Source organism: Acidovorax sp. KPB24-03 (assembly GCF_057546605.1).
This window is the reverse complement of record NZ_BAAJYR010000766.1, coordinates 1-965: the sequence shown is the minus strand read 5'-3', so window position 1 is coordinate 965 and position 965 is coordinate 1. Positions and strand designations below refer to the sequence as shown.

The window sequence follows — 965 nt, the reverse complement described above, 5'->3', positions numbered from 1 at the left end:
CAGGCCGGCCACCGCCGGGCGAAGTTCGTGGTCTACCCGATCGCGCCGCCCGCGGCGGACGGCACGCAGCTCATCAACTGGGTGGCCGACCGCCGCCTGCGCGAGGACGGCTTCGGCGGCGGGCTCCGGGCGCCCGACCGCGCCGACTGGAGCCGGCCCGGCGCGGTGGACGACCTGCTGCCCACCTTCGGCGCGTGGCGCTTCGACTGGCTGGACGTGCCCGGCGTGATCCGTGCGGCCACGCAGATCCTGGAGTGGCCCATGGTGGACCGCGACCCCCTGCCCCGCTGGCGCCACGGCCGCGTCACCTTGCTGGGCGATGCCGCGCACCCCATGTACCCCATCGGCTCCAACGGCGCCACGCAGGCCATCCTGGACGCCCGCGCGCTGGCCGATGCGCTGCACGCGCAGCCCCGACCCCCGTCGCCGCGCTGGAACACTACGAGGCCGCGCGCCGCCCCGCCACCGCCCGCATCGTGGCCCTGAACCGGCAGGAGGGCCTGGACGCCATCCTCGACATGGTGGAAGAACGCGCCCCCGAGGGCTTCGCGCGCATCGCGGACGTGATGGACCCGGCCGTGCTGGCGCGCTGGGTGCAGGAATACAAGGCCGCGGCCGGCCACCGGCAGGTCGAAGCAAAATCGGCCTCCAGCACATGATTGACTAGGGCATAATGCTATTATTTTTATAGCAATCGGCCGTCTAGCTCCCCAACGGGGCGCGGGCGCGCAGCGCCCCGGCGCCCACTGCCGATAATCGCCCGATGCCCCGCACCTCCCAACAACTCCATCCCCACCGCGAACCGGTGGCCACGCGCGCCGCGGCCACCGTGCTGCTGCTGCGCGACGCGCCGGCAGCCGGCGGCGGCACCGGGCTCGAAGTGCTGATGACGCGCCGCTCGCCCAACGCCAGCTTCGCGCCCGACGCCTACGTGTTCCCGGGCGGCGGCATCGACGCGCTGGACG

General features: G+C 73.7%; 2 protein-coding genes and 1 pseudogene. All 3 read left to right on the top strand.

The window, feature by feature from the left end; translation table 11 throughout:
• On the top strand, positions 1-486 hold a 486-nt coding region (locus AC27KI_RS25840), incomplete at its 5' end, for an FAD-dependent monooxygenase (protein ID WP_487116689.1).
• Positions 477-659, top strand: coding sequence for a hypothetical protein (locus tag AC27KI_RS25835; protein ID WP_487116687.1), 183 nt, complete (start codon positions 477-479; stop codon positions 657-659). The genes AC27KI_RS25840 and AC27KI_RS25835, both read left to right, overlap by 10 nt.
• Positions 660-763: 104 nt before the next feature.
• Positions 764-965 (top strand): annotated as a pseudogene (locus AC27KI_RS25830) (MBL fold metallo-hydrolase); the annotation flags it as partial.